This window comes from Micromonospora sp. DSM 43699 (genome assembly GCF_055517075.1).
This window is the reverse complement of the sequence record NZ_JBTMMT010000008.1, coordinates 142,990-162,153: the sequence shown is the minus strand read 5'-3', so window position 1 is coordinate 162,153 and position 19,164 is coordinate 142,990. Positions and strand designations below refer to the sequence as shown.

The 19,164-nt window shown below is 72.6% G+C and carries 18 protein-coding genes; 13 read left to right on the top strand and 5 right to left on the bottom strand.

The window, feature by feature from the left end:
* Positions 1-64: 64 nt before the first annotated feature.
* Positions 65-997 carry a ribosome small subunit-dependent GTPase A gene (gene rsgA, locus AC0AIB_RS06945; RefSeq protein WP_328349056.1) on the bottom strand — a complete coding sequence of 311 codons (933 nt, stop codon included), beginning with the start codon at positions 995-997 and terminating at the stop codon, positions 65-67.
* 166 nt (positions 998-1,163) lie between these two features.
* Positions 1,164-2,465, bottom strand: coding sequence for a 3-phosphoshikimate 1-carboxyvinyltransferase (aroA, locus tag AC0AIB_RS06940; RefSeq protein WP_328343277.1), 1,302 nt, complete (start codon positions 2,463-2,465; stop codon positions 1,164-1,166).
* Between the two features lie 102 nt (positions 2,466-2,567).
* Between aroA and AC0AIB_RS06935 the strand changes: the two genes are divergently transcribed.
* The 5 genes from AC0AIB_RS06935 (at position 2,568) to rsrA (ending at position 5,827) form a co-directional block, all read left to right on the top strand.
* On the top strand, positions 2,568-3,266 hold the full coding sequence (locus tag AC0AIB_RS06935; RefSeq protein WP_328343279.1) for an SOS response-associated peptidase: 699 nt from the start codon (positions 2,568-2,570) through the stop codon (positions 3,264-3,266).
* Between the two features lie 200 nt (positions 3,267-3,466).
* Entirely contained in the window at positions 3,467-3,859 is a 393-nt protein-coding gene (locus tag AC0AIB_RS06930) for a WhiB family transcriptional regulator (protein WP_328343281.1), read from the top strand.
* 32 nt (positions 3,860-3,891) lie between these two features.
* The gene (locus AC0AIB_RS06925) at positions 3,892-4,494 is read left to right on the top strand and encodes an alpha/beta hydrolase family protein (protein ID WP_465096244.1); all 603 of its coding nucleotides are present in this window, start codon (positions 3,892-3,894) and stop codon (positions 4,492-4,494) included.
* 222 nt (positions 4,495-4,716) lie between these two features.
* The gene (locus AC0AIB_RS06920; RefSeq protein WP_328343285.1) at positions 4,717-5,538 is read left to right on the top strand and encodes a sigma-70 family RNA polymerase sigma factor; all 822 of its coding nucleotides are present in this window, start codon (positions 4,717-4,719) and stop codon (positions 5,536-5,538) included.
* 1 nt (position 5,539) lies between these two features.
* Entirely contained in the window at positions 5,540-5,827 is a 288-nt protein-coding gene (gene rsrA / locus AC0AIB_RS06915) for a mycothiol system anti-sigma-R factor (RefSeq protein WP_328343287.1), read from the top strand.
* Between the two features lie 102 nt (positions 5,828-5,929).
* Here rsrA and AC0AIB_RS06910 read toward each other — a convergent pair whose 3' ends face one another.
* Positions 5,930-6,004 carry a 50S ribosomal protein bL37 gene (locus AC0AIB_RS06910; RefSeq protein WP_369700219.1) on the bottom strand — a complete coding sequence of 25 codons (75 nt, stop codon included), beginning with the start codon at positions 6,002-6,004 and terminating at the stop codon, positions 5,930-5,932.
* A 233-nt stretch (positions 6,005-6,237) separates the two neighbouring features.
* Between AC0AIB_RS06910 and AC0AIB_RS06905 the strand changes: the two genes are divergently transcribed.
* Together AC0AIB_RS06905 and AC0AIB_RS06900 are read left to right on the top strand one after the other, a co-directional pair.
* The gene (locus AC0AIB_RS06905; RefSeq protein ID WP_091241253.1) at positions 6,238-6,453 is read left to right on the top strand and encodes a biotin/lipoyl-binding carrier protein; all 216 of its coding nucleotides are present in this window, start codon (positions 6,238-6,240) and stop codon (positions 6,451-6,453) included.
* Positions 6,450-6,983 (top strand): GNAT family N-acetyltransferase, encoded by a 534-nt coding sequence (locus tag AC0AIB_RS06900; protein WP_328343291.1) that lies wholly within the window; start codon positions 6,450-6,452, stop codon positions 6,981-6,983. The genes AC0AIB_RS06905 and AC0AIB_RS06900 overlap by 4 nt, the downstream gene beginning before the upstream one ends.
* A gap of 85 nt (positions 6,984-7,068) precedes the next feature.
* Here the strand turns inward: AC0AIB_RS06900 and AC0AIB_RS06895 are convergent, their stop codons facing one another.
* Positions 7,069-7,638 (bottom strand): TetR/AcrR family transcriptional regulator, encoded by a 570-nt coding sequence (locus AC0AIB_RS06895; protein WP_328349058.1) that lies wholly within the window; start codon positions 7,636-7,638, stop codon positions 7,069-7,071.
* Between the two features lie 106 nt (positions 7,639-7,744).
* Between AC0AIB_RS06895 and AC0AIB_RS06890 the strand changes: the two genes are divergently transcribed.
* Positions 7,745-9,334 carry an MDR family MFS transporter gene (locus AC0AIB_RS06890; protein ID WP_328343292.1) on the top strand — a complete coding sequence of 530 codons (1,590 nt, stop codon included), beginning with the start codon at positions 7,745-7,747 and terminating at the stop codon, positions 9,332-9,334.
* Positions 9,335-9,438: 104 nt separating this feature from the next.
* Here AC0AIB_RS06890 and AC0AIB_RS06885 read toward each other — a convergent pair whose 3' ends face one another.
* A complete protein-coding gene (locus AC0AIB_RS06885) occupies positions 9,439-11,265 on the bottom strand; it encodes a tetratricopeptide repeat protein (protein ID WP_328343293.1) in 1,827 nt (608 codons plus the stop codon).
* A gap of 189 nt (positions 11,266-11,454) precedes the next feature.
* Here AC0AIB_RS06885 and AC0AIB_RS06880 point away from each other — a divergent pair, with 189 nt between their 5' ends.
* The 5 genes from AC0AIB_RS06880 (at position 11,455) to AC0AIB_RS06860 (ending at position 18,501) form a co-directional block, all read left to right on the top strand.
* The gene (locus AC0AIB_RS06880) at positions 11,455-12,486 is read left to right on the top strand and encodes an SIS domain-containing protein (protein WP_465096248.1); all 1,032 of its coding nucleotides are present in this window, start codon (positions 11,455-11,457) and stop codon (positions 12,484-12,486) included.
* A 52-nt stretch (positions 12,487-12,538) separates the two neighbouring features.
* Positions 12,539-14,062, top strand: a complete 1,524-nt coding sequence (locus AC0AIB_RS06875; protein WP_328343294.1) for a sensor histidine kinase — start codon at positions 12,539-12,541, stop codon at positions 14,060-14,062.
* A gap of 262 nt (positions 14,063-14,324) precedes the next feature.
* A complete protein-coding gene (locus AC0AIB_RS06870) occupies positions 14,325-15,977 on the top strand; it encodes a glycosyltransferase family 2 protein (protein WP_465096243.1) in 1,653 nt (550 codons plus the stop codon).
* Positions 15,974-16,969: a glycoside hydrolase family 26 protein gene (locus AC0AIB_RS06865; RefSeq protein WP_328343298.1), complete on the top strand. Its 996-nt coding sequence runs from the start codon at positions 15,974-15,976 to the stop codon at positions 16,967-16,969. Before AC0AIB_RS06870 ends, AC0AIB_RS06865 begins: the two co-directional genes overlap by 4 nt.
* Complete coding sequence (locus AC0AIB_RS06860) at positions 16,966-18,501, top strand: glycosyltransferase family 39 protein (protein WP_328343300.1); 1,536 nt, start codon at positions 16,966-16,968, stop codon at positions 18,499-18,501. Before AC0AIB_RS06865 ends, AC0AIB_RS06860 begins: the two co-directional genes overlap by 4 nt.
* Positions 18,502-19,164: the final 663 nt, after the last annotated feature.

Here is a 19,164-nt window from a genome sequence, read left to right as displayed (position 1 = left end):
GGGCAGGGCAGGGCAGGGCAGGGTGGGGCAGGGCAGGGCAGGGTGGGGCAGGGCAGGGTGGGGGTTATGAGCCGGCCAGGGGGTCGCCGGGGTTGCGTTCGGGTTCGTGGGGGTCGACGTCGCCGGACCGGGAGGCCAGCAGCCGACGGTACGAGGCCAGCCGGCGCTGGTCGGCCTTGCCGGTGGCCACCCAGGCGTCCAGGGCGCAGTCCGCCTCGTCCGGGGTGTGCGGGCAGTTAGGCGGGCAGTCCAGCGTCCCCTCCACCAGGTCGGGGAAGCCGTGCAGCAGGCTCTCCGCCGAGACGTGGGCCAGCCCGAAGCTGCGTACCCCGGGGGTGTCCACGATCCAGCCCGGGTCGCCCTCGGCATCGGGGGTACGCGGCAGCCGCAACGCCACCGCGCTGGTGGAGGTGTGCCGGCCCCGGCCGATCGCGCTGACCACGCCGACCGCCCGCAGCGCCTCCGGCACCAGCCGGTTGACCAGGGTCGACTTGCCGACCCCGGAGTGCCCCACCAGCACCGACACCCGGCCGGCGAGCAGGGCGCGCAGCGCGTCCAGGTCGGAGTCCGGCCGAACCAGCACGTACCGCAGTTCCAGCTCGGCGTAGTAGCCGACCACCTGGTCCGGGCCGGCCAGGTCGGCCTTGGTCAGGCAGAGCAGCGGCTCGATGCCGGCGTCGTACGCGGCGACCAGGCAGCGGTCGATGAACCCGGTCCGGGGTGGCGGGTCGGCCAGCGCGCTGACGATCACCAGTTGGTCGGCGTTGGCGACCACCACCCGTTCATGCCGCCCCTCGGCGGTGTTCTCGTCGTCGTCGGCGGTACGCCGCAACGCCGAACGCCGCTCGACGATCCGGACGATCCGGGCGAGGGCCCCGTCCGCGCCGGAGACGTCCCCGACCAGGCTCACCCGGTCGCCGACCACCACCGACTTGCGGCCCAGTTCGCGGGCCCGCATGGCGGTGATCGCGCCGTCGTCGGGGGCGTCCGGGAGCACACAGGTGTACCGGCCCCGGTCGACGGCGATCACGAACCCGTCCACCGCGTCGTCGTGCCGGGGGCGGGTGCGGGTACGCGGACGCGAGGACCGGCCGGGACGGACCCGTACGTCCTCCTCGTCGTACTCCCGTCGTTTGGTCGTCAGGACCCTGCCCCCTCCGCCGTCAGCTCTTGTCGGTCACCATCGCCGACCATAGTGCCGGGAACTCCGGCATGGTCTTCGAGGTGCACGACACGTCGTCCACCTCGATGCCCCCGACGACGAGCCCGACCACCGCGGCGGCGTGCGCCATCCGGTGGTCGGCGTGGGTGCGGAAGGTGCCGCCGCGCAGCGGCCGGGGCCGGATCTCCAGCCCGTCGGCGGTCTCGGTCAGGTCGGCGCCGAGCGCGGTGAACCCGCGGGCCAGCGCGGCGAGCCGGTCGGTCTCGTGCCCCCGGATGTGCCCGACCCCGGTGAAGGTCGACGGCGAGTCGGCCAGCAGGGCCAGCGCGGTCATCACCGGGGTCAGCTCGCTGACGTCGGACAGGTCGGCGGAGAGTCCGTGCACCGTGCCCGTGCCCCGGACGGTCAGCCCTTCGGTGGTCAGGGCCACCTCGCCGCCCATCCGGTGCAGCAGCGAGCGGAGCTGTTCGACCGGCTGGACGCTGCTGTGCGGCCACCCCTGCAACGTCACCTCACCGCCGGTGACCAGGGCGGCGGCGAAGAACGGGACCGCACCGGAGAGATCGGGCTCGATCTCCCAGCCCCGACCGGCCAACGGCCCCGGCTCGACCACCCAGACGTCGGGGACGCTGTCGTCGACGGCCGCCCCGGCGGCCCGCAGCATCTGCACCGTCATCCGCAGGTGCGGGGCGGACGGCACCGGTGGCCCCTCGTGCCGGACCACCACGCCCCGGTCGAAGCGCGCCCCGGCGAGCAGCAGGCCGGAGACGAGCTGACTGGAGGCGGAGGCGTCGATCACCACCTCGCCGCCGGTGACCCGGCCGCCACCCTGCACCACCAGGGGCAGGCTGCCGGTGGCCGGCGTCTCGATCCGGACGCCGAGTGAGCGCAGCGCGCCGATCAGCGGGCCGAGCGGTCGGACCCGGGCCTGCGGGTCGCCGTCGAAGGTGACCCGCCCCTCGGTGAGGCCGGCGACCGGCGGGACGAACCGCATCACCGTGCCGGCGAGACCCACGTCGACGTGGGCCGGGCCGACCAGCGGGTGCGGCCGGACCAGCCAGCGCTCGTCGTCGGAGACCGAGACGTGCGCGCCCATCGCACGCAGCCCGCCCGCCATCAACTCGGTGTCCCGGGCCCGCAGCGGCCCGTGCAGCGTCGACGGGCCGCCGGCCAGGGCGCTGAGCACCAGGGCCCTGGCGGTCATCGACTTCGAGCCGGGCAGGCGCAGTGTCGCCGTGACCGGGTCACCGGCGGTCGGCGCGGTCCAGGGTTGTTGCGCACGGGCGGCGGTCAGGTTTCCCACGGTCGCATTCTGCCAACCCGGTGGGGCCGTCGGGCCGACTGCCGGGGTGACTCCCGGTTGGCGGGACAGCCGACGGCGGCGCGGGGCGTTACCGTGGGCGCCATGTGCGGCAGGTACGCGACCACCCGGAGCGCCGGGGACCTGAGCGCCGTCTTCGAGTCGTCCGACGACACCGACGGCGGGCTCCGGCCCGACCACAACGTCGCCCCGACCGATCCGGTGCCGGTGGTCCGGGTCGACGCGGAGCAGGGGCGGGTGCTCTCGGTCGGCCGCTGGGGGCTGGTGCCGCACTGGGCCAAGTCGGCCAGCGGGGCGGCCCGCATGATCAACGCGCGGGCCGAGACGGTCGCCACCAGCCGGGCGTACGCGGTGCCGTTCGCCCGCCGGCGCTGCCTGGTCCCGGCCGACGGCTGGTACGAGTGGGTACGTCTGGCCGGTGGCGGCAAGCAGCCGTACTTCATGACCCCGCACGACGGGTCGGTGCTGGCGCTGGCCGGCATCTGGTCGCGATGGGAGTCGCTGCTCACCTTCAGCGTGCTCACCACGGCAGCGGTGGGTGAGCTGGCCGAGGTGCACGACCGGATGCCGTTGCTGTTGCCCGCCGACCGCTGGGCGGACTGGCTGGCCCCGGCCGACGATCCGGCGGCGCTGCTCGTCCCGCCGCCGCCGCAGTGGCTCGACGGGCTGGAGATCAGGCCGGTCGGGCCGGCGGTCGGCGACGTCCGCAACGACGGCCCGGGGCTGATCGAGCGGGTGCCGGTGGACCGGGAACGCTCCCAGGAGGAGAGCGCGCTGTTCTGAAGGCCATTGGTGACATAGTCGCGTACCAATTGCCAGAGTTCTGGGCGAAACGTCGCTCGGATCTTCGGCCATCTTTCCGGCAGACCCCTTGTCCCGGTGGCCGACGGTGCGATAGAACACAGCGCTGGCACTGGGAGCGTCTTCGCGCAGTGTGAACGACGCCCGTCGATCTTGCCGGTCCCACGGGGGAGGTGGGTGTGATGACCCGGGCGCGTATGCCCCGTCCGCACGAGGTGGCCGCCGCACGGCGAGATCCTCGATTGTTACGGGCGTTGCGGGACCGCCGTTCCGACGATGCCTGGCGGACCAGAGGAACCTGCCAGAGTGTGGACCCGGAGACGTTCTTTCCGGCGCCCAACGAACCGGCCGACGCGGCCGTCTCGCTCTGCCGCAGCTGTGACGTCCAGGGTTCCTGTCTGGCCTGGGCATTGGAGGTGGGAGACACCCACGGGGTGTGGGGCGGCACCACGCCCCGCGAGCGTCGGGCCATGCTTGTCGCCTGGCGCGGCGAGGTCGAGTCCGATCCCGACGCCGCCGACGCCGCCGGCCCACCGGTGCGGGACCGGCTGCTCACCCTGGTGCCGTTGAGCTGATCCGTCCGACGGCGACGGCGCAGAATGACCAGGTGCCGCACCTCGACACCCCCCGCGGCCCGGCCCGGGTCGACACCGACCTGCCGGCCGGTCCACCGACGTCCCTGCTCGTGCTCGGGCACGGGGCCGGTGGGGCGGTGGACGCGCCTGACCTGCTCGCCCTGCGTGACGCCGCGTGGGGGGGCGGGGCGGTGGTGGCCCGGGTGACCCAGCCATACCGGGTGGCCGGCCGCCGGGCCCCGGCCCCGGCCGGTCACCTGGACGAGGCGTGGACGGCGGTGCTGGCCGTGCTGCGGAGCCGACATCCCGGCGTACCGCTGCTTGTCGGCGGGCGGTCCAGCGGCGCCCGGGTGGCCTGCCGGACGGCGCGTGCGGTGGGCGCGGTCGGGGTGGTCGCGTTGGCCTTCCCGCTGCACCCGCCCGGCCGACCGGAGCGCTCCCGGGCCGACGAGTTGGTCACCGGGCTGCCGACGCTTGTCGTCAACGGTGACCGGGACCCGTTCGGGGTACCCGCCGCCGGTGGGTCGGTCGAGGTGGTGGTGCGCCGTGGCGAACGGCACGACCTACGTCAGGACCCGGCCGGCATGGCCGACGTGGTGCTCACCTGGTTGCGCGCCCACCGGTGGGCGCGCTGACCCCGGGTCACCCGTTTCCGCCCCGGCGGACCCGTCGTTGCATCCGATGGTGTCGGCCTTCCGGTTCGGGCGGTCGGGACCGTCCCTCCCAGGCCCTTCCTGGTCCCAGCCCCCGGTAGCCGACCGGCGGGCCGGGACCAGGAGCGGGAGGCCGGTGGAATGTCCGGCCCACGGTCGGGCGTTACGACTCCCGGACGAGGAATCTGGCGAGGGGGGTGACCGGTGCCGACCGAGACACGGAGCCGGGAGCGTGACGAGCGGGACGCGCGGCAGCTCAGACGGCTGTTGGACGGCCCGGACTGGCCGGCGGTGGGGACCGGCCCCGGGGTGGTGAGCACCAGCACACCCGGCGGAACCGAAGCTGCGGACCGGTTCGTCCGCGTATCCTCGGCGGGACAGCATCCGACGCGAGGGGATGTGCGGTTGACCACCGAGAAGACGGACGAGCGCAGGGCCCGCTTCGAGCGGGACGCGATGCCCTTCGTCGATCAGCTCTACGCTGCCGGGCTGCGGATGACGCGGAACCCGGCAGATGCCGAGGACCTGGTCCAGGAGACGTACCTGAAGGCGTACGCCGCCTTCCACCAGTTCGAGCAGGGCACGAACCTGAAGGCCTGGCTCTACCGGATCCTGACCAACACCTACATCAACTCCTACCGCAAGCGGCAGCGCCAACCCATCCAGGCGCCCACCGAGGAGATCACCGACTGGCAGCTCGCCGAGGCCGAGTCGCACACCTCCAGCGGGCTGCGGTCGGCCGAGACCGAGGCGCTGGACCGGTTGCCGGACAGCGACGTCAAGGACGCGCTCCAGCAGTTGCCGGAGGAGTTCCGCCTGGCGGTCTACCTGACCGATGTCGAGGGCTTCTCGTACAAGGAGGTCGCCGACATCATGGGCACGCCGATCGGCACCGTGATGTCCCGGTTGCACCGCGGGCGTCGCAATCTGCGCAAGCTGCTCGAGCGGTACGCCGCGGAGCGCGGCTTCAGCGCCGCGCAGCCCGCGAAGGGCTCGACCGCCACCGCTGCCAGCCGGGAGGTGTGACGTGAGCTGTGGGAAACCGCACGAGACGGACTGCCGGGACGTGCTCGCCGAGGTCTACCTCTACCTGGACCTGGAGTGCGCCGAGGAGCGACGCTCGCTGATCCGTTACCACCTGGAGGAGTGCGGGCCCTGCCTGCGGGAGTACGGCATCGAGCAGGAGGTGCGGGCGCTGGTGGCCCGGTGCTGCGGCAACGAGACCGCCCCCGACCAGCTGCGGGAGCGGCTGCGGGTACGCCTCACCGAGCTGGTGGTCTTCGAGGCCAGCGAATCGCGCGAACTGGCCGAGTGACGTACGGACACGACGGTGGCCCGGGTCGAGTCGACCCGGGCCACCGGTCTGTCCGGCTCCGGGCCGGCCCTGGACGTCGCGGCGGATGCCCGCCGGGACGACTCAGGAGTTGGGGCGCTTGCCGTGGTTCGCGCCGCTCTTCTTGCGGGCCTTCTTCTTGCGGGCCTTCTTCGCCATGCTGACCTCCTCGTGATGGGTCCGACCCCTGCTGCGGCGACCCTCGGCACCGGTGTCCGCCACCGGTCCTCCCGGCGTCGGGGTCCGACCCGATGATGCTAGTGCGACCGGCGCCCGCCGTCGCGCACCGGGGCGGCGTGGAGCAGCCCGGTCCCGCCGCTCCGCACCCGTACGGGGCCGGTACGTGATTGGATACCGAACGCAGACACACCCGGTGGAGAGGGAGGGCCGTGATGGCCGAGGAGATCCGCGCCGAGATGGTGGCCAACGTGTGGAAGGTCGTGGCGTCGACCGGGGACACCGTGTCGGAGGGGGACACGCTGGTGATCCTGGAGTCGATGAAGATGGAGATCCCGGTCGTCGCCGAGTCCGACGGCGTGGTCGAGCAGCTCGTGGTCAACGAGGGTGACGTGGTGCAGGACGGTGACCTGATCGCGGTGATCGGTTGACCCCCGGGAACCGGTCGACCGGTTTGCTGGTCCGACGGGCCGTGCCGGCCGAGTTCGCGGCGGTGGCCCGGCTGACCGTCGCCGCGTACGAGGCCGACGGTCAGCTCAAGGGCGAGCACGGTTACGGCGGGGTGCTGGCCGACGTGGCCGCCCGGGCGGAGCACGGCGAGATCCTGGTCGCCGTCGACGAGGTGACCGGTGCCGTCCTCGGCTCGGTCACCTTCGTGCTGCCCGGCAGCCCATACGCGGAGTTGTCCGGACCGGGCGAGGCGGAGTTCCGGATGTTGGCGGTGGACCCGGCCGCCCAGGGGCGGGGTGTGGGCGCGGAGTTGGCCCGGGCCTGCCTGTCCCGGGCCGCCGACCAGGGCTGCGCGGCGGTGGTCATCTGCGTCCGCAGCGGGCTCGCCGACGCCGCGCACCGGTTGTACGCGGGGCTCGGCTTCGTCCGTACCCCCGAGCGGGACTGGTCGCCGCTGCCGGGCGTGGACCTGCTCGGCCTGCGCCGCGAGCTGACCTCCGGCCCGGCCTGACCCTGCCGCCTCCGGTCCTGTCGCCTCCGGCCTGGTCCGGCCGCTTCAGATCCGGCCCTGTCGCCTCCGGCCCGGCCGGCGCGGTCTACTCGTCCATGCCGGCGATCAGCTCGCCGGCCACTTCCAGGGCGATCGCCTTGCGCTCGTCGTCGGTGATGTCCGGGGTCCGGACGGCGAACCAGCTGCTGTGCACGGCGAACAGGACCAGGGCCGCCCGGAGTTGGGCCCGGGGCGAGTCGTCGCCCAGGCAGATCGCGTCGGCCAGCCGGAACATCCGTTCGCGCATCTGCTGGCCTGCGGTGAGGCTCTTGAGCACCGTCTGATTCTGCTCGAAGAAACGCATCACCGAGGGTTGCCCGGTGGTGAACATGGTGTCGGCGTACTGGCTGACCAGCGCCTGTCGGGTGGCCCGGTTGGCCGGTTGGCCGTGGGCCCAGTCGATCAGCTCGTCCATCCGGTGCAACCGGTCCTCGACGTAGCTGTTGACGATCTCCTCTTTGCTCTTGAAGTGGTAGTAGAGGGCGGCCTTGGTCACCCCGAGCCGCTCGGCGATCTCCCGGAGCGAGGTCTTCTCGTAGCCCTGTTCGGTGAAGAGCTCCAGCGCGACGGCCTGGATGCGCTCCCGTGTGCCGCCTGTGCTCTGACTCACCTGCACCACCCAACTCACTTGACGGGGTCCTGCTGTCCAACTTACCGTGCGGCTAGTAAGGTAACTAGCCGGGCGGCAAGTAAGTGCGACAGATCTCCGGGGGAGCTTACCCATGACTCAGCAGAACCAGGCGACGGCGAAACCCAACATCCGGGTGGTGCTGTTCGGTCTGATGATCGCGATGATGCTCGCGATGCTCGACAACATGATCGTCAGCACCGCGCTGCCGAGGATCGTCAGCGAGTTCGGCGGCGTCAACCACTTCACCTGGGTGGTCACCGCGTACGTGCTGGGCACCACCGTCTCCACCCCGATCTGGGGCAAGCTCGGTGACTTGTACGGTCGCAAGGCGGTCTTCCTGACCTCGGTGGTCATCTTCCTGATCGGGTCGATGCTGTGCGGGATGTCCGGTTCGGAACTGCTGGGCGGCACCGGCAACGGGATGGTCGAGCTGATCGCGTTCCGGGCCGTACAGGGGCTCGGCGCCGGTGGCCTGATGGTCGGTGTGATGGCGATCATCGGTGACCTGGTGCCACCCCGTGAGCGGGGCCGCTACCAGGGCATGATCGCCGGGATCATGGCGATCGCCATGGTCGCCGGCCCACTGGTCGGCGGTTTCATCACCGACAACCTCTCCTGGCGCTGGGCGTTCTACGTCAACCTGCCGCTCGGTGGCCTCGCGCTGCTGATCCTGGCCACCACCATGCACCTGCCGAAGTACCGGACCGAGCACCGGATCGACTGGCTCGGCGCGGCGCTGCTCTCGGTCGGCATCACCGCGATCGTCCTGGTCACCACCTGGGGCGGCAACTCCTACGACTGGGCCTCCCCGCAGATCCTCGGTCTCGTCGCGCTGGCGCTGGTCAGCCTGGTCGCCTTCGGTTTCGTCGAGCACCGGGTCGCCGAGCCGATCCTGCCGCTCGGCCTCTTCGCCAACCGCAACTTCACGCTGATCTCGGCGATCGGCTTCCTGCTCGGCTTCGCGATGTTCGGCGCGATGAACTTCCTGCCGCTCTACCAGCAGACCGTGCAGGGCGCGTCGGCCACCAACAGCGGCCTGCTCCTGCTCCCGATGATGTTCGGCATGCTTGTGGTGTCCCTGGTGATCGGCCGGGCCATCACCAAGACCGGTCGCTACCGGATGTACCCGATCGCCGGTGGTGTGTTGATGGCCCTCGGCATGGCGCTGCTGTCCCGGCTGGAGGTCGACACCGGCAAGGTCGAGTCGTCGCTCTACATGCTGATCCTCGGCGCCGGCATGGGCTTCCTGATGCAGACCTCGATGCTGATCGCGCAGAACAGCGTGGAGCAGAAGGACCTCGGTGCGGCAAGCGGTGCGGCCACCTTCTTCCGCTCGATCGGCGGCTCGTTCGGCATCTCGCTCTTCGGTGCCGTCTTCGCCAACCGGCTCGCCGGCTCGGCGGCCGGCAGCGCGTTCGAGGGTGGCACCGGCGAGGGCCAAGGGCTGGACCTGGTGAAGCTCGGCGAACTGCCGGCGCAGCTGCGCGAGGTGGTGCTGGGCGGCCTCTCCGACGCCATCTCGCACGTCTTCCTCTGGGCGACGGTCATCACCGTCGCGGTGCCGGTGCTGGCCTGGTTCATCCGGGAGATCCCGCTCCGCACGGCGAACGAGGTCCCGCCGGCGGACGCCACCGGCGAGGAACAGGCCGAGATCGCCCTGGGCAGGGCCCCGGTCGCCTGACCCCGTCCCGACCCGTCGCGGCCGGTCCGTCCCCGTCCGGGGTGCGGGCCGGCCGCGCCCGTCCCGAGCCCGGCAGGGCCGGGCCGGGTGGGGTGCCCGGCGGGTCAGGGGCGACGGCGGAACGGGCCGGTGAGGCGACGCCAGGCGCGGGCGAGTCGACCGGCCCGGCCGGTCCGGGGCGGGGAGGCGAGGAGCCGGTGGGCCAGCGCGGTGGTGGTCGGGTCCACGGCCGGGGTGGCCAGTGCCAGGTGGGCCAGGGAGATGGCGATCGGCACCGGCCGCCCCTGGGCGACGGTCGCCACGTCGGTGAGGCGCTCGGCCACCAGGTCGGCCACGTCGGGGCGTACCGCCGGGTCCACCCAGGCGGCGGTGACCAGGGCGAACAACGCCGCCTCGGTGATCCAGTCCTCGACGCCCCAGATCAGCTCCACCAGCACCCGGCGGCGGGTCGAGGTCGTCCACGGCTCGTCGGTGCGGTGGTGCAGCAGGCCCAGGCAGGCCCAGACCTGGACGCAGCGCACCCAGAGCGACGGGTCCTGGCCGGTGAGCACCCGGCCCAGCGCGGTGGGTGGTGCCTCGGGCGGGTGCACCAGCAGGCCCAGCAGGTCGGTCAGCTCCAGGGTGGCCAGCCCGACCGCCGCGTCGTACGCGGCCGGTGGATGTGGCCACGCCGGGTGGGCGAGCTGGCGTACCCGGTCTGCGGCGGCGGTGGACGGGGCGGGCAGGGTCGGCGCGGCGCTGGTGCCGTCGTAGCGCCAGAGCTGGCACTCACCGGCCCGGCGCGGCTCCCGCGGGTCCGGCTCGGCGACCCCGGTCACCTCGACGTAGAGGCCGGGCACGGCGGCGGTGACGGTACGCATCGCGCTCGGCGGTTCCAGGGTGTCCAGACGTACCGCCGCGTCGGGGAGGCCGTCGGCGGCGAGCGCCCGGCGCAGCGCGTCGACCATCGCGCCGGTGGCCGGGGTGACCTGCCCGAGCCAGGGGCGTGCCCGGCAGGACTCGGCGAGGTCGGTGTGCTCGTGGCTGTCGTCGGGGTGGTCCCGGGTGAAGTCGGCGAGGGCGACCAGGTGGCCCACGTCGCCGTCGCGCAGGAACCGCAGCCGGTGCGCGGTGTGCACCGCGCAGTCGAAGGTCGGGTCGCGGGCCAGGGCCCGGTCGATCCAGTCGAGAGCCTGGTCGAGCCGCCCGTTGTCGGCCAGGGTGCCGGCGATGTCCGCATAGACGGCGAGGTCGTCGGGTTCGTGCGCGACGGCCCGCTCCAGGGCGGCCAGCGCCTCCCGGGTCCGGCCGGCGCTGCGGTACGCGTACCCGAGCCAGACCTCGCCGAGCTTGGACGGCGCGAGGCGTACCCCCCGGCTGGCCCAGGTGACCGCGAGGGTGGCCTCGCCGAGCCGCCGGGCCAGCGCGGACGCCGCGCCGAGCAGGAGGGCGTGCCGGGGGTGCGCGGCGACCGCGTGCCGGGCGAGGGCGAGGTAGGGCCGCAGGGGCACCCGGCCGGTCCGGGGCACCGGGTCGGGCACCGCGGCGCAGACCTGCATCAGGATCCGGGCGCACCGGTCCGGGTCGAGTCGTTCGGCCAGCTCGGGGGCGGTCACCCAGGGCACCCCGGCCCAGTCGACGCCGGGGGCGTGGCCGGTGGCGGCGACCAGCAGGTCCAGCCCTTCGGCCGGGCGGCCGGCGGCGGCGAGCAGGTGGGCGCGGGCGACGACGGCCCCGACGTGTGCGCGGTGACCGAGCGGGAAGAGGTCGAGGTCCCCGCCGGAGGCGGCGGCGATCCGGGCGAGCGTCTCGTGCGTTTCGGGCAGGGTCGGTGCCAGCACCAGCGCGGCGGCGAGGTGGTCGGCGGCGTGGGTCAGGTCGCCCTCGTCGAGTGCGAGCCGGGCGAGGGCGAGTTCCTCCGCCGCGGTCAGCGCGGGTGGATCCTCCGACACGTCGGCCTCTCGCTCGCAGGGGGTTGCCAGGGCTGGGCAAGCGTAGGGGATGCCGGCAACAAGTGTGGATCGACTGCGCGTTACTGCTCACTGGATTGTCTGAGACGGCAATATCGTGCAAGACTGAACATGAAACGCGCGGCTATCGCGCAAGGAGGGGAGTTTTCCGTGACACAGCCAGGGGTCGGGATGGCCGCCGACATCGACGAGCAGCCGGCCGGTTACGCGCGGCTGCTCTCCGCCGAGCACACCGGGGCGATCGCCCGGGTCGCGGCGGCCGTCGCGCAACGCCGCCCCCGGCACGTGGTCTTCACCGCCCGGGGCACCTCCGACCACGCCGCCCTCTACGGGGCGTACCTCACCGAGATCCGGCTCGGGCTGCCCGCCGGGCTCGCCTCGCCCAGTGCGGTCACCGTCTACGGGGCCCGTCCCGACCTCTCCGACGCGCTTGTCGTCGGAGTCAGCCAGAGCGGCGGCTCACCCGACCTCACCGAGGTGCTGCGCACCGCGCGCGAACGCGGCGCGCTCACCCTGGCGGTCACCAACGCCCCCGACTCGCCACTGGCGCAGGCCGCCGAGCTGGGCGTGGACATTGCCGCCGGGCACGAGCGGGCGGTCGCCGCGACGAAGACGTACACCGCCGAACTGCTCGCCCTGCTGCTGCTGGTGGAGGGGATCCGGGCCGGCGACGGCGGGCTGCCGACCGACCAGCGGGCCGCCCTGGACCGCCTCCCCGAGCTGGCCGAGCGCACCCTCGCCGACCCCACCCCGGCCCAACTCGCCCCGCGCTACCGGTTCGCCGGCCAGCTCGTCACCACCGGCCGGGGGTACGCGTACCCGACCGCCCGGGAGGCGGCGCTGAAGCTGATGGAGACGTCCTACCTGCCGGCGCTGGCCTTCTCCGGCGCGGACCTGCTGCACGGCCCGCTGGCGATGACCGACCCGGACGTGCCGGTACTGGCCGTGGTCGGCTCCGGCCCCGGCGGCCGGTCGATGGGCGAGGTGCTGCCCCGGCTCGGTGAACGCCGCGCCGACGTGGTGGTGGTCGGCTCGGCCGAGGTCGCCGGGGTCACCCGGATGGCCGTGCCCGAGGTCGACGAGCGGTACGCCCCGCTGCTGGACATCCTGCCGTTGCAGCGGCTCGCGCTCGCCCTGGCGCTGGCCCGGGGCGAGAACCCGGACGCCCCGCGGGGCCTGAAGAAGGTCACCGCGACGATGTGACAGGGGTCGGCCAGCGGGACGGGACACCGGCGGCCGTGGCACGCTGTGTCTCGTGTCCACGCTGCGCGACCTCGCCGAGGAGCACACCAAGCTCCGCCCGGCCGACATCGACCACCTGCACCGGATCGCCGGCGACTGGCAGTTGCTGTCCGACCTGTCCTTCGCCGACCTGCTGCTGTGGGTGCCGGTGGACGACGACGGGACGTTCCTCTGCGTCGCCCAGGTCCGCCCGACGACCGCCCCGACCGCCTACCTGGACGACCAGGTGGGGCGGATCGTGGGTGGGCCGGAGGTGGCCCACCTGGAGGTGGCGTACCGGCAGGGCCGGATCTGGCGGGAGGGCGATCCGGTCTGGTACGGCGACGTGCCGGCCCGGCACGAGGCGATCCCGGTCCGGCTGCGGACCGCCGAGGGGGAGGCCGGCGAGGTGATCGCGGTGGTCGGCCGGGACACCAACCTCTCCACCGCCCGCACCCCCAGCCAGCTGGAGCTGAACTACCTCACCACCGCCGACGACCTGGCCCAGATGATCGCCGACGGCACCTTCCCGCCGCCCCGGCACCCGGGCGAGACCACCTCGGCCCCCCGGGTCGGCGACGGGCTGGTCCGCCTCGACGCGGGCGGCAAGGTCACCTACGCCAGCCCCAACGCGCAGTCGGCGTACCGCCGGTTGGGTTACGCCTCCCACCTGGTGGGCGAGGATCTGGCCAAGCTGCACCGCCGGCTGGCCAGCGACCCGCTCGACGGCACCGAGGCGGCGAACGGCATCCTCGCCGCGCTGCGCGGCGAGGGTCCGCCCCGCCGGGAGATCGACGCCCGGGGGGCCACCATGCTCACCCGGGCCCTGCCGCTGATGCCCGCCGGGGTGCCGATCGGCGCGCTGGTCCTGGTCCGCGACATCACCGAGGTACGCCGCCGCGACCGGGCCCTGATCACCAAGGACGCCACCATCCGGGAGATTCACCACCGGGTGAAGAACAACCTCCAGACCGTCGCCGCGCTGCTGCGCCTGCAGGCCCGCCGGGTGTCGATGCCGGAGGCCCGGGTCGCCCTGGAGGAGTCGGTACGCCGGGTCGCCTCCATCGCCCTGGTGCACGAGACGCTCTCCATGTCCAGTGACGAGGCGGTCGAGTTCGACGGGATCGTCGACCGGGTGGCGAGCGCGGCGACCGAGGTGGCGGCCACCGAGGTGAGCGTCGGGATGCGCCGTACCGGCAGCTTCGGGGTGCTGCCCGCCGAGATCGCCACCTCGCTGGTGATGGTCCTCAACGAGTTGCTCCTCAACGCCGTCGAGCACGGGTTCCCGCCGGCCGAGGAGGGAGGCGAGCCGGCAGAGCCGGACGCCCCGCCGGAGGTGGTCGTCTCGGCCCACCGGCACCGCAAGCAGTTGCACGTCTCGGTGGCCGACAACGGGCGCGGCCTGCCGGCCGAGTTCGACGCCGACCGGGGCGGGCGGCTCGGGTTGCAGATCGTCCGGGCGCTGGTCACGGGGGAGTTGCGCGGCAGCATCGAGCTGCGCCACGGCCCGGCCGGGGGCACCGAGGCGGTGCTGGTGGTCCCGCTGGCGAAGGCATGAACCGGGCCGGCCGATGACGGTCCGGTTGCCTGGCGGTGACGCTCGGGTGAATGTGAGCAGGGTGACGGGGGATCTGGTGCCCGATGTGGCATTCGATCCATTTACGGGCATTGACACCTTGCGGACGACTGAATAGTTTTCTAGCTCAACCATCAAGCAGGCACGGCCATGCCGCCGTGCCCGGCTTCCTGGACGCGTCCGGCGACATCTCGCCCGCACTGTCGGGGAGACGTGCTGCTTGGCGAGCGGGGGAGACGGAGCGATGACCTCACCACCTGCGGTCGACCCGGCCGCGGTGCTGTCGCCGACTGCGGAGTTCCGGGTACCGACCCAGCTGTCGAGGTGGACCCCCCGCAGGCCCACCGACGCGCCGCACCGGCCCGCGTACGCCCCGGTGCCGCTGCCGCCGACGGACGACGAACTGGTCTCCTACCGCAAGCGGCGGATGGCCGCGCTGATGGTGCCGTCGCTGATCAGCTTCGGTTGCCTGATCACCAGCCAACTGCTCTTCGTCCGGCTCACCCCGTGGCTCTGGCTGCTCGCCCCGCTGCTGTTCTTCACGATCGTCTACTACCTCATCTCGCTGGCGGTCAACCTGTTCACCCCGGGCTTCGACATGGCCCGCCACCAGGAGCTGGTCCGGACCTGGCGGCCGGCGCGGCACCCGAGCGTCGACGTCTTCCTGCCGGTCTGCGGCGAGCCGCCGCACGTGCTGCGCAACACCTGGGAGCACGTCCGGGCGATGGGCGGTCACTACCGGGGCGAGGTCACCGTCTACGTGCTCGACGACTCGCCCAACGAGGCGATGGAACGGATGGCGCTCGCCTTCGGCTTCGTCTACCAGCGGCGGCCCAACCGGGGTTGGTTCAAGAAGGCCGGCAACATGCGGTACGCCTTCGAGCGCACCATGAGCGACTTCATCCTGGTCCTGGACGCCGACTTCGTCCCGCGCAAGGACATGCTCGACCAGATGCTGCCCTGGTTCGACGCCGAGCCGAAGACGGGCATCGTGCAGTCCCCGCAGTACTTCCGGGTGCACCTGGGGCAGACCTGGGTGGAGCGTGGGGCCGGGGCGGTGCAGGAGCTGTTCTACCGGTCGGTGCAGGTCTCCCGGCAGGCGCACGACTCGGCGATCTGCGTCGGCAGCTGCGCCATCTACCGCCGGGACGCGCTCTTCTCCATCGGCGGATCCACCCTCATCGAGCACTCCGAGGACGTGCACACCGGCTTCGACCTGCGGATCAAGGGGTGGAACCTGCGGTACATCCCGGTCGTGCTGGCGGCCGGGCTCTGCCCGTCGGACGTGGACTCGTTCTTCACCCAGCAGTACCGCTGGTGCGCCGGCTCGATGAGCCTGCTCGGCTCCAAGAAGTTCTGGTCGACGAAGCTGCGGCTGCGGGCCCGGCTCAGCTACATCTCCGGCTTCTGTTACTACCTGCACACCGGGCTGTTCACCTTCGTCGCGCCGATCATCCCGGTGCTGATGCTCACCGCGTTCGCGCACCAGATCGCGCTGGCCAACTACCTGCTGATCGTGCCCAGCGTGGTCTACAACATGATCATTTTCCCGTTCTGGCACCGCAACCGCTACGGGCTGGAGAGCTGGACGGTCAAGATGATCTACGGCTGGGCGCACGCCTTCGCCATCATCGACATCGTCCGGGGCCGGCGGATGGGCTGGCAGCCCACCGGCGGCACCGCCAAGAAGAGCAAGACCAGGCGGTTGTGGACCGGAATGCGGGTCTGGACCGCCGGTAGCGGCCTGGTCTGGGCCGGCGCCGCCGGCTGGCGGATGCTCGTCGAACCGGCCCCGTGGATCTTCGTACCGGCCCTGCTCAGCGCCGTCTTCTACCTGGCCGTCGTCGGGCAGGCGCTGCTTGTCGACCCGGAGAAGGACGTCGAGGTCGTGCGGTGAGGACGAAGTACCTGGTCACCTTCATGGTGGTGCTCGCGCTGGCCTTCACCGAGTTCGCCGTGCTGCGCAAGGTGGACATCACGGTCACCGAGGCCGGCGGACCGGCCGGGGTGGCCGCCGCCGAGAAACAGGTCCCGGCGTACGACGTCACCGCGCTGAAGTCGCCGAAGGGCAAGTACCTCGGCGTCACCGTGACCGGCGGCGCGGAGATGGACCGGGTCAGGAAGTTCGCCGAGGAGACCGGCAAGACCCCGAACCTGGTGGCGATCTTCGAGAGCTTCGACGACAAGTTCGCCGCCAGCGAGGTCCGGGAACTGCACAACTACGGCGCGCTGGCGGTGATCCGCTGGGAGCCGTACGACGTGCCGCTGCGGGACATCGCCGCCGGCAGGCACGACGCGTACGTCAAGGAGTTCGCCACCGCCGTACGTGCCCTGAACCTGCCGATCGCCCTCACCTTCGCCCACGAGATGAACGGGCACTGGTACTCCTGGGGCACCAAGAAGACCAGCGCAGCGGAGTACGTCGCCGCCTGGCGGCACCTGCACGAGATCTTCACCCAGCAGGGCGCGACCAACGTGATCTGGACCTGGACCCCGAACGTCGTCAACTACCTGCGCAAGGTCAGCATCAAGGCGCTCTACCCCGGTGACGCCTACGTCGACTGGGTGGGCATGGACGGTTACTACACCAACCGGGGGCCGAAGACGTTCCAGGACCTCTTCGTCCCCACGATCACCCAGATCCGCGCCTTCACCAGGCGTCCGCTGCTGATCGTGGAGACCGGCGTCGAACCGAGCGCCCGGCGGCCGGGCCAGATCACCGACCTGCTGACCAACGTGACCCGGCGCAAGGACTTCCTGGGGGTGGCGTACTTCAACATCAACGGCTCCGGGAAGTGGAACATCGACCGGGACGACGCCGCGCTGCGCTCGTTCCGCCGTTCCGCCGCGAAGGACACCTACGGCTTCGACATCAGGACGGTGAAGTGACCGCGCCGGCGATCCAGTGGACCGGGCAGGCCGACCCGGCGGAGGTGACCGGCACGGTCGTACCGGTGCGGTCCGGGGGCCGGGGCGGGTGGTGGGCGCTGCTGCCGGCCGTCGTCGCGCTCGGCTTCGGCTGGTGGCGACTGGACGCCCGGGACCTGTGGAACGACGAGCTGGTCACCTGGCACGTCACGGCGCTCTCGGCCGACCAGTTCCGGATGCTGGTCGGCAACATCGACCTGGTCCACGCCGGCTACTACGTGATCATGTCGGTGCTGACCACGTTGACCGGGGACTCGACGATCGCCCTGCGGCTGCCGTCGGTGATCGCGATCGGGCTCACCGCCGGACTTGTCACGCTGATCGGGCGGCGACTCTTCGACACCCCGGTCGGTGTGCTTGCCGGGCTGGTCTTCGCCCTGCTGCCCACCGTCTCCCGGTACGCCCAGGAGGCCCGGTCCTACGCCCTGGTCACCCTGGCGGCGGTGGCGGCCACCTGGCTGTTCCTGCGCGCGGTGGACCGACCCACCCGGGGCCGCTGGTGGGCGTACGGCGTGCTGTTGGTGCTGGTCGGCTGGCTGCACTTCGTCGCGTTGCTGGTGGTGGTCGCGCACCTGTTCCACCTCTGGCGGTCGGTCGGCGGCGAGGAACCGAGGTGGCGGTGGGCGGCCTCCACCGGCATCGCCGGGCTGTTCGTCCTCCCGGTGCTGATCCTCGCCAGCCGGCAGTCCGGGCAGATCTCCTGGGTGGAGAACGACGCCGACGCCGTGCTCCGTTTCCTGGCGAACCTGACCGGCACGACGGCGACGCTGGTGCTGGTCGCGGCCCTCGCCGTCCTCGCGGTGGCGGTGGCCGGGCGGCAACGGCGGGCGACGGTGCTGATGCTGCTCGTCTGGGCCCTGCTGCCCCCGATCGCCGGTTACCTGACGTTCAGCGTGGTGCATCTCTTCCTGGCCCGGTACTTCCTGTTCACTGTCCCGGCCTGGGCGCTGCTCGCCGCGTTCGCGGTCTGCCGCACCGCCCAGCTGCTGACCCGGGGACGACTGCCGGCGGCCTGGCTGGCCGGTGCGCTGGTGCTGCTGCCGGTGCTGGCCTGGCAGACCCTGCCGGCCCAGGAGAAGGTGCGGTCCAACGAGGCCGACGGGCAGCCCCGCTACCTCGACGCGGTCCGTTACCTGGGGACACAGGTCAAGCCGGGCGACGGGGTCGCCTACAACGACGGGTTCGGTGGCCCCAGCGACGTGGCCCGCAAGGCCGTCGACTACGGCCTGCGCGACCAGTCGCGGCCCAGAGACGTCTTCGTGGCCGTCGCGGCCCGGCAGACCGGCTGGCTGACCGCCCGCGAGTGCCCGGAACCGTTGCCCTGCCTCGGGGACACCAGGCGGCTCTGGCTGGTCGAGACCGAGCACCTCAACGATCCGTTGGCCGGGCTGCCGCCGGCCCGGGAGGCCCTGCTGCGGCAGCGTTTCCTGATCCGGCACGTCGAGCGGTTCGACCGGGTCCGGGTGGTACTGCTGGAGCGCAAGCCGGCCTGACCGGTCGCCGGCTCAGCCGTTGCGCACGAGCAGCGCCACGGTCACCCCGGGCCGGGGCCGGACCTCCGCGACGGTGAACCCGGCCCGCAGCGCGTCACCCTTGGCCCCGGGCACCGCCGCGAGCGGGTCGTCGCGCCGCCCGGCGACCACCAGCCAGACCCGGTCGACGCCGGCCAGGCACTCGGCTGGCCGGGCGCACTCGTCGACCCACAGGTCGGCCCGCTCCCGCCGGTCCCCGGTCACCAGCACGTCCCGGGGGTGGATCCCGGCGATGGTTCCGGTGCCGGGTCCGCCGCCCGGCGGGTCGGTCGGCACGCCGGTGGGCGCGTCGTCGCCCCGCCGGGTCAGGTGGTAGTCGACGCCGAGGTCGAGGAAGAGCCAGCCGTCGCGGGGTGCGTAGACCACCGCGTCACCGGGACGCTGTCCGGCGGCGATCACCGCCGCCGCCCCCCGGTAGTCGACGGTCGCGCTGCGCGGCCAGCCGTGACTGTGCCGTACCGCTGCCTGGTCCGGCAGTCCGAGCAGCCCGGCCAACACCACCACCGCCACCCCCGCCCCCGTCCCTGCCGCGACCCCGGCCCTCCTCCCTGCCGCCTCCCCCACCCCCGTCCCTGCCGCCATCCCTGCGGGGCCGGCCCGTCCTGCCCCGGCGGGGCCGGCCGG